Genomic DNA, 8,437 nt, shown 5'->3' on the forward strand with positions numbered 1-8,437 from the left:
CTGCACAGGCTCCCGTTTTATTCACTAAAATGCGGTTATGCACGCAGGCTGTCGTCTCCCCAGCCAATCCATTTATAGGTCGTCAGCGCCTCCAGGCCCATTGGACCACGGGCATGCAGTTTTTGCGTACTGACCGCGACTTCCGCGCCCAGACCAAACTGTGCCCCGTCGGTAAAGCGCGTGCTGGCGTTGACGTAAACAGCAGACGAGTCAACCTGCTTAACAAAGCGCGCGGCATTTTGTGTGCTGCGTGTCAGGATAGCGTCTGAGTGCTGCGTGCCGTGCTCGCGAATATGCGCGATAGCTTCATCCATATCGGCAACCCGTTTAACGTTGAGATCAAGCGACAGCCATTCATCGTCGTAATCGCCCTGTTGGATGGCGGTAACGCTGGCAGGTCCCTGCTGCAGTTCACTCAGGATACTGGCATCAGCATGCAGCGGAATGTTCTCCTCTGCCATGCGGGCCATAAAGGCGGGCAGAAAGCGCGCCGCCATGGCCGCGTCGATCAGCAGAGTTTCGAGGGAGTTACAGGCACTGGGACGCTGCTTCTTGGCATTCACGATGATATCCAGCGCTGCGTCGATATCCATTGTGTCGTCGATATACATATGGCAAACGCCAATGCCGCCAGTAATCACCGGAATAGTGGAATGTTCGCGGCAGAGTTTGTGCAGTCCGGCGCCCCCTCGCGGAATCAACATATCCACATAGCGGTCCAGTTTTAGCAGTTGATTGACCAGTTCCCGATCCGGATTCTCAATCGCCTGAATGGCAGCTGATGGCAAGCCGTGCTGCTGCAAAGCGTTTTGTATTACCCGGACGGTAGCCGCGTTCGTCCGCCATGTCTCTTTCCCTCCACGCAGGATGGCCGCATTGCCGGTTTTCAGACACAGGCTCGCCACATCCACCGTGACGTTCGGACGCGCTTCATAAATGACGCCGATCACCCCTAACGGCACCCGGCGGCGCTCAATGCGCAAGCCGCTGTCCAGTAAACCACCATCGATCACCTGCCCTACCGGATCGGCGAGCCGACAAACCTGGCGAACATCGTGGGCAATCGCACTGAGGCGCGCGGGCGTCAACGTCAGGCGATCGAGCAATGCGGCGCTCATGCCGTTCTGCCGCGCCTCAGCCAGATCCTGCTCGTTTGCCGCCAGGATCCCCTCGCTTTCTGCCTCAAGCCGATCGGCGATAGTCAGCAAAACCTGATTTTTTTCTGCCGCAGACAGATCCGCCAGTTTCCAGGCCGCGGCGCGCGCCGCCTTTCCCATTTCTTCAAGCATGTGTACTCCTTAACTGACGATCATGTCGTCGCGATGCACGGCAACCGGCCCGTATTCGTAGCCCAGAATCTCGCTTATCTGTTGACTATGGTGACCCGCAATCATGCGCATCGCATCACTGTTATAGCGCGAGACGCCGTGCGCAATATCGCGCCCCTGCAAACTGCGGATACGGATCACTTCACCACGGGAAAAATTCCCCTGAATCTCGCGGATCCCTTTTGGCAGCAGCGAACTGCCGCGCGCGATAATCGCAGCAAGCGCACCGTCATCTACGGTGATCTCTCCGGCGGGCGGCGCACCGAAAATCCAGCGTTTACGGTTTTCCAGCGGCGTCTGCTGAGCATGAAACAATGTACCGACGGGCTTGCCCTCAATCACATCGTTGATCACGCCATGACGACTTCCGGCCGCAATAATGACATCAATACCGGCCCGGCAGGCGACATCGGCAGCCTGCAGCTTCGTCGACATGCCGCCCGTGCCCAACCCGGATACGCTTCCGCCCGCCAGTGCGCGCAGTGTGTCGTCAATGATATGCACATCGCTGATTAACTGGGCATCCGGATTACTGCGCGGATCGGCGGTAAACAATCCCTGCTGATCGGTCAGTAACAACAGTTTGTCTGCCCCGCCCAGCATTGCCGCCAGCGCAGAGAGGTTGTCATTATCGCCCACTTTAATTTCCGCCGTGGCAACGGCGTCATTTTCATTGATGACCGGCACAATGTGGTTGTCCAGCAAGGCCCGTAAGGTATCGCGGGCATTGAGGAAGCGTTCGCGATCTTCCATATCAGCACGGGTCAGTAACATCTGCCCGATATGAATACCGTAAATAGAAAACAGCTGTTCCCACAACTGGATCAGACGACTTTGCCCCACCGCAGCTAACAGCTGCTTTGAGGCGATGGTAGGCGGCAGTTCGGGGTAACCCAGATGTTCACGACCGGCCGCCATCGCGCCGGAGGTCACAATCACAATACGATGGCCGGCGGCGTGCTGCTGCGCGCACTGACGCACTAATTCCACCATATGTGCCCGGTTTAACCGACGCGAACCGCCGGTAAGCACGCTGGTACCCAATTTGACCACAAGGGTCTGACTGCCACTCATGTTGTCCTGCCGTAAAAAATTTCTGTGAACCGACTTTTTAACAGGTGCGGTGAGGGAAGCCAACAGCCAGTAAGGGAAAAGCTGCAAATTTTGCAGCGTGCGGAGTAGACCAAAAGTTCCCCTTTAACAACAAAACATAAAAGTTGTCATAAAAACTTCATCATTCATCGGTAAAAAGTCGGTGTTTTACAAATATTTTCACTAATGCCTCAAAAGTTTTCTTGATGTAACAAGGCGGCAAATGAATGCCCCCTGGTGCGCTCACTGAGCCATCAGAGAATAAGGCAGCCCTGCCTGCAGCAAGAAAATAGTGAGGATATAAGCATTTTACTCATTGGGATTGATAGCAAATGAAGAAAAGTACACTGGCAATCGTTATCTCTGCTCTGGCGCTGACCTCTGCCGCTCAGGCCGCTGAAGTTTATAACAAAGACGGTAACAAGCTGGATTTCTACGGTAAGGTAAAAGCCGAGCATTACATGAGCGATAATGCTGGTCAAAATGGCGACAAATCATATGTGCGTATCGGTTTCAAAGGCCAGACGCAGATTAACGATATGATGACCGGTTATGGCCAGTGGGAATATCAGTACAATGCTAACAACTCTGAAGGCAGCGATGCTAATTCAGGCAATAAAACCCGTCTGGGCTTTGCCGGTCTGAAATTCTCTCAGTACGGTTCATTCGACTATGGCCGTAACTACGGCGTACTGTATGACGTTGAATCGCTGACTGACGTCTTCCCGGAATTTGGTGGAGACGGTACAGCCCGTACGGATAACTTTATGGCGCAGCGCGCAACGGGTGTTGCAACCTACCGCAACAACAATTTCTTTGGTCTGGTCGACGGTCTGAAGTTTGCTCTTCAGTATCAGGGTAAAAACGATAACAGGAGCGCCAACTCTCGTGGTCTGAACTCAGATAATACCATCGACACGACTCGCCAGAATGGTGACGGCTACGGTGCTTCACTGGGCTACACCATTGCCGATACGGGCGTAAGCATTTTAGGTGCGATTACTTCATCTGACCGCACCAATGCCCAACAGGCAGGTGCCTATGGTCATGGCGATAAAGCCACATCATGGGGAACAGGTCTGAAGTATGATGCAAATAGCGTCTATCTGGCTGCCATCTACACCGAAACGCGTAACATGACCCCAATTACAGTACCTGGAAGCTTTACTAATAGCGCAAAATCTGTAACTGGCTCAGCTAACAAAGCAGAAAACCTGGAGCTGGTTGCGCAGTATCAGTTTGACTTCGGCCTGCGTCCTTCTATTGGCTACGTGCAGACCAAGGGCAAAGATATCGAAAACGGTATCGGCAACGAAGACCTGGTTAAATATATCGACGTGGGCGCCACCTACTACTTCAACAAAAACATGTCGACGTTTGTGGATTACAAAATTAACCAACTGGATAAAGACAACAAGCTGGCGCTTAACAACGATGACATCGTTGCTGTCGGCCTGACCTACCAGTTCTGATGAATCTGAGCTTCGCCTGACGAGAAAGGCTGTCGAAGGAATGACGGCCCGCGTGATGGAGAGGTTTAGTGCTTTACCCTCAATGTGAATGTGTCTGTTAAAAGGGCGAGTGACCATGACTCGCCCTTTCCTGTAGGGCAATCTGAGCGGGATCGATCCTGACAACAAAGCCCCCGCAGGGGCTTCAGTTTCAGGCGCTGAGTTTTATCGGTTTTTCATCGAAGTCACTGGCGGGCACCAGATCCAGTTCAAACTCTTTCAACGTCTCTTTTAAACGGCCATGGAAATTACGCAGCGTTTCTTCCACGCGGGCTGAATTATCTTTGCCCTTGATCGTGGCGACAGACCAGTCGCCCTCTTTATCAAACAGGCCAATATGATACACATAGGTAACGTGATCGGCTTGCGCTTCCAGCTCCATCCACCAGCCCCAGAACTCTCGCAGCTCAGGCGCAGGTTTAACATTTACGCAGGCAGCCAGGCAGTCGAAGAAGAAGCGATTTTCACTACATTTTCCATCGCGTATGTAAGGTCCCAGTTCCGTGAAGCGTTTAAGCAGGCGACTGCGGGGATGACCACTCGGTAACGTCATGCTAATTCTCCATTAGGACAGGCTTTATATCTCGAACCGCAGCAGCCATGCTGCATTGTCTTGCAACGATCCGAATGATTCCAGCTAGTAGTTGTAGCAAACACTGTCAATTTTGCCAGCTATCTTTTTAAACGTTGTGCCAGCCAGTCGCAGATTTCATTCAGGGCGCTATCGAAACTGGCCGCTACCGGTTTTACCGGAATTAACAACGCTTTACCTTGTGCTGAAGAGCTGGCAATCAGTTTGCTTTCCTCCTCAGGGCTGAAGAGATCGTTGGACCAGTATGCGGACAGCATGGGCGTGGCAGTTCGACGTCCCAGTAGCCCCTGATTTTTCAGCGAGTAGCTGAGCAGTTCCGCCCGCAAGGCGCTGTCTGTACTGCCTGCCATGCCAAGTCGGCTGGCCAGCATGTCCATATACATATCCGGTACTTTGTTTTGCAAGGTATTTTGTGTCAGCAGGCTGTGCACGATGGGCCCGAGACAGGCTACGGCTCGCAGACGCGGCGCTTCCAGATAGGCCAGACGAACGGCGACATTGGCACCGAAGCGAAAACCCAGCGCCGCTACGCGCGTGTGATCGATCCACGGAACAGAAGCCAGATCGCGCAGCACCTGCTGATGCAGAAAGCTGGTATCCTGGCTGAGCTTCCACTTGATGGCGTTCCCGACGGACGGCATATCCAGCGTCAGCATAGCGATGCCGCGCGGCGCAAGATAATCGTGGAAGAGACGATAGTGGTCAGTTTGCAGCGAGTCCAGCGCACCGCAAAACATCACGGTGGGATAAGGGGCTTCCACGCCAGGCGGCATATGCAAAAAACCGCTGACGGGGCTGCCTCCTTCAATGTGGAAGGTCAGCGTTTTGAGTTCCCCGGGTAAGCGGCGGGTCGCTTCTTCATAAGCGCGGCTGGCCAGAGCCTGCGCCTGATCCGCCAGTTCATCGCCTTTAATATAGGGGTACGCGGCCACACTGTAGAGATGAGACGCGTGCAGCCAGTCATGCCCGGCCTGGTCGTGGGCGTCCTCTTTCGCGTCCAGTGCACGTTGTTGCCAGCGACCTGCCTGTCTGCTCCACTCGTAGTTCCAGTTACCGTTGCGATAACCTATTACCGTATCCAGTAGCGCAGGGTTGGTGTGCTCAACATCGCTGATTGCAATACGCGCCAGTACCTCGCTGATCTCCTGCGCGGGCACGCCCCGCCATGTCCACATCAGCTTATTAAGCATCCGATACCAGCCGCGCCGGCTGTCGCCATCCAGGGCAGAATGCACTTCATGCGTGGCATGCCGACGCAGGCGTACCAGCGACGACGTTTCGGGATGTTTAAAGCGAGGTTTAAACAGCTCAACGCTCAGGTTTTTGCCAGACATATCACCTCTCTAACAACACAGACAGCAACAGTTAAGTTTACTGTACTGCACGGCAAGTCGCGAGGTGCAGAAAGCACAACGCCCGGAAAACCGGGCGTTGTTTGTGTTGCGTCAATCAGCCTTTGACAATCGGTGGAATATAAACCACGCCCATGTCCCATGGCTGTTCGATCCAGGTGTTCTGCGGAATATCAACGATATAGTCGTCAACCAGCGCACGTCCGGCAGGCTTTGCAAAGATGGTGCAGAAGCGCGCTTTCGGATACATCTCACGGATGGCTTGTGCGGTACCGCCGGTATCCACCAGGTCGTCAATCACGATAAAGCCTTCACCATCGCCTTCGGCGCGTTTCAGGACTTTCATTTCACGCTGATGATCGTGGTCATAGCTGGAAATACACACGGTATCGACATAGCGAATACCCAGTTCACGTGCCAGCAGCGAAGCCGGTACCAGACCGCCGCGACTCACTGCAATAATGCCTTTCCACTGTTCAACAGGCAGCAGGCGTTGAGCCAGTTTACGGGCATGAATCTGCAGCATGTCCCAGGTAACGACGTATTTTTCGCTCATAAATAGGAATCCCAGCCAGTCAGTGTGGCTTAAAAAATGTGCAACGGGGAAAAGGTTGCGCGAGATTATAAGGACATGACGCGCTAAAAACCAGCACCTGGCGGCTGGTTGCGGTTTTTTAGCGCGGTGAATGACACACAGAACGAAAAACAGTGATATTCTCGCCCTATCTCGTCAGTTCACTGACGGCGATCTTTCACTGGAACTTCGCAATGTCCGGCAAAGCCGGCGCACTGACACAGGAGACTTGTCGTGTCTGAATTGTCTCAACTCTCTCCACAGCCGCTGTGGGATTTTTTCGCCAAAATCTGCTCGATTCCTCATCCCTCTTTTCATGAAGAAGCGCTGGCTAACTACATTGTTAACTGGGCCAAAGCACAAGGCTTCTGGTGTGAGCGCGATCAGGTCGGCAATATCCTGATTCGTAAACCTGCGACCGCCGGTATGGAAAAACGCACGCCCGTGGCCCTGCAGGCACACCTTGATATGGTGCCGCAGAAAAATAACGATACCGTTCACGACTTCACCAAAGATCCTATTCAGCCGTATGTTGATGGCGAATGGGTGAAAGCGCGCGGGACGACGCTGGGCGCCGATAACGGGATTGGTATGGCGTCGGCCCTTGCGGTACTGGCGGACAACAGCCTGACCCATGGCCCGCTGGAAGTCCTGCTCACCATGACCGAAGAAACCGGTATGGACGGTGCTTTTGGTTTACAGCCAGGCTGGCTGCAGGCTGACATTTTGATCAACACCGATTCGGAAGAAGAAGGTGAGATCTACATGGGTTGCGCAGGCGGCATCGATTTCATCACAACCCTGCCCCTGACGCGCGAAGCGGTTCCTGCCGGTTTTGAAACCCTGAAGTTTACCCTGAAAGGGCTGCGTGGCGGTCACTCGGGTGCGGATATTCATATGGGCCTGGGGAATGCCAATAAGTTGCTGGCCCGTTTTCTGACCGCGCATGCGGCAGAGCTGGATCTTCGCCTGATTGCGTTCACCGGCGGTACACTGCGCAACGCGATTCCTCGCGAAGCCTTTGCAACCGTTTCTGTCGACAGCAGCAAAGTGGATAACCTCAAATCGGCCGCCGCCAGCTTCCTAGCTGCGGTACAGAATGAGCACGGTGTGAAAGAGAAGAATATTGCTTTTGTCAGCGAGCCGGTTGCCCATCAGGACGAGGCGCTGAGCCGTGAAAGCCGCGATCGCTTCCTGAATTTGTTAAACAGCACCCCGAACGGCGTGATCCGCAACTCTGATGTCGCCAAAGGCGTTGTGGAAACCTCACTTAATGTGGGCGTTGTGACGATGGATGCCGACAAAGCGGAAATTAACTGTCTGATTCGTTCGCTGATCGACACGGGACGTGATTATGTGGTGCAGATGCTGACATCACTCGGCCAGCTGGCGGGCGCGCAGACCAAACCAAAAGGCGGCTATCCTGGCTGGCAGCCCGATGCCGACTCGCCCATCATGGCCCTGACGTGTGAAACCTATGTCGCCCTGTTTGGCAAAACACCCAATATTCAGGTGATCCACGCGGGTCTGGAATGTGGCTTGTTTAAAAAGCCCTATCCCAACATGGATATGGTTTCGATCGGCCCAACCATCACAGGTCCGCACTCCCCCGATGAGCAGGTCCATATCGAAAGCGTTGGCCTGTACTGGAAGCTGCTGACTACACTGCTGAATGTGGTGCCGGAGAAATAAAATCCGTACGCCATAAGATTAAGGGCTTATGTTCTGCATAAGCCCTTTTTTTGCGCCTCGCTCGCCTTTCCGCCGTAAGCGTCGCATTCAGACCGTATTGACGTTCAGGCAGAGGGAAGCTCGACCTTCCATGGCAGCAGATCGCGGACCCGGTTCACCGGCCAGTCCTGTATATGACCGATGACGTAACGCAACCACGTCTCGGGGTCAACGCCGTTAAGCCGGCAGGTGACGATCAGAGAGTAGAGGATCGCCGCACGTTCTCCGCCTGTATCTGAACCGGCGAACAGCCAGTT

General features: G+C 54.0%; 8 protein-coding genes. 2 read left to right on the forward strand and 6 right to left on the reverse strand.

The window, feature by feature from the left end; genetic code table 11:
- Window positions 1-35: 35 nt before the first annotated feature.
- Window positions 36-1,289: a glutamate-5-semialdehyde dehydrogenase gene (proA, locus tag F7Q90_RS18005; protein ID WP_006118058.1), complete on the reverse strand. Its 1,254-nt coding sequence runs from the start codon at window positions 1,287-1,289 to the stop codon at window positions 36-38.
- A gap of 9 nt (window positions 1,290-1,298) precedes the next feature.
- Window positions 1,299-2,402, reverse strand: a complete 1,104-nt coding sequence (proB, locus tag F7Q90_RS18010) for a glutamate 5-kinase (RefSeq protein WP_006118057.1) — start codon at window positions 2,400-2,402, stop codon at window positions 1,299-1,301.
- Between the two features lie 350 nt (window positions 2,403-2,752).
- On the opposite strand from proB, the gene ompC reads away from it, so the two are divergent.
- Window positions 2,753-3,892 carry a porin OmpC gene (ompC, locus tag F7Q90_RS18015; RefSeq protein WP_006118056.1) on the forward strand — a complete coding sequence of 380 codons (1,140 nt, stop codon included), beginning with the start codon at window positions 2,753-2,755 and terminating at the stop codon, window positions 3,890-3,892.
- A 190-nt stretch (window positions 3,893-4,082) separates the two neighbouring features.
- Here the strand turns inward: ompC and crl are convergent, their stop codons facing one another.
- The 3 genes from crl to gpt form a co-directional block, all read right to left on the reverse strand.
- Window positions 4,083-4,484, reverse strand: a complete 402-nt coding sequence (gene crl, locus F7Q90_RS18020; protein WP_006118055.1) for a sigma factor-binding protein Crl — start codon at window positions 4,482-4,484, stop codon at window positions 4,083-4,085.
- Window positions 4,485-4,603: 119 nt separating this feature from the next.
- Window positions 4,604-5,857: an esterase FrsA gene (frsA, locus tag F7Q90_RS18025; RefSeq protein WP_006118054.1), complete on the reverse strand. Its 1,254-nt coding sequence runs from the start codon at window positions 5,855-5,857 to the stop codon at window positions 4,604-4,606.
- A 115-nt stretch (window positions 5,858-5,972) separates the two neighbouring features.
- Entirely contained in the window at window positions 5,973-6,431 is a 459-nt protein-coding gene (gene gpt / locus F7Q90_RS18030; protein ID WP_006118053.1) for a xanthine phosphoribosyltransferase, read from the reverse strand.
- A 252-nt stretch (window positions 6,432-6,683) separates the two neighbouring features.
- Here gpt and pepD point away from each other — a divergent pair, with 252 nt between their 5' ends.
- Window positions 6,684-8,141, forward strand: a complete 1,458-nt coding sequence (gene pepD / locus F7Q90_RS18035) for a beta-Ala-His dipeptidase (protein ID WP_006118052.1) — start codon at window positions 6,684-6,686, stop codon at window positions 8,139-8,141.
- 104 nt (window positions 8,142-8,245) lie between these two features.
- On the opposite strand, the gene F7Q90_RS18040 is transcribed toward pepD, so the two are convergent.
- Window positions 8,246-8,437 (reverse strand): transposase domain-containing protein (locus tag F7Q90_RS18040; RefSeq protein ID WP_151160857.1); only part of this gene is annotated, 192 nt, incomplete at its 5' end.

The organism is Pantoea stewartii subsp. stewartii, assembly GCF_008801695.1.
GTDB classification, from domain to species: domain Bacteria; phylum Pseudomonadota; class Gammaproteobacteria; order Enterobacterales; family Enterobacteriaceae; genus Pantoea; species Pantoea stewartii.

Excerpts from the sequence above, each read along its gene's own strand:
- proA (WP_006118058.1), bottom strand. The coding sequence starts at position 1,289 with ATGCTTGAAGAAATGGGAAAGGCGGCGCGCGCCGCGGCCTGGAAACTG.
- proB (WP_006118057.1), bottom strand. The coding sequence starts at position 2,402 with ATGAGTGGCAGTCAGACCCTTGTGGTCAAATTGGGTACCAGCGTGCTT.
- crl (WP_006118055.1), bottom strand. The coding sequence starts at position 4,484 with ATGACGTTACCGAGTGGTCATCCCCGCAGTCGCCTGCTTAAACGCTTC.
- ompC (WP_006118056.1), top strand. The coding sequence starts at position 2,753 with ATGAAGAAAAGTACACTGGCAATCGTTATCTCTGCTCTGGCGCTGACC.
- frsA (WP_006118054.1), bottom strand. The coding sequence starts at position 5,857 with ATGTCTGGCAAAAACCTGAGCGTTGAGCTGTTTAAACCTCGCTTTAAA.
- gpt (WP_006118053.1), bottom strand. The coding sequence starts at position 6,431 with ATGAGCGAAAAATACGTCGTTACCTGGGACATGCTGCAGATTCATGCC.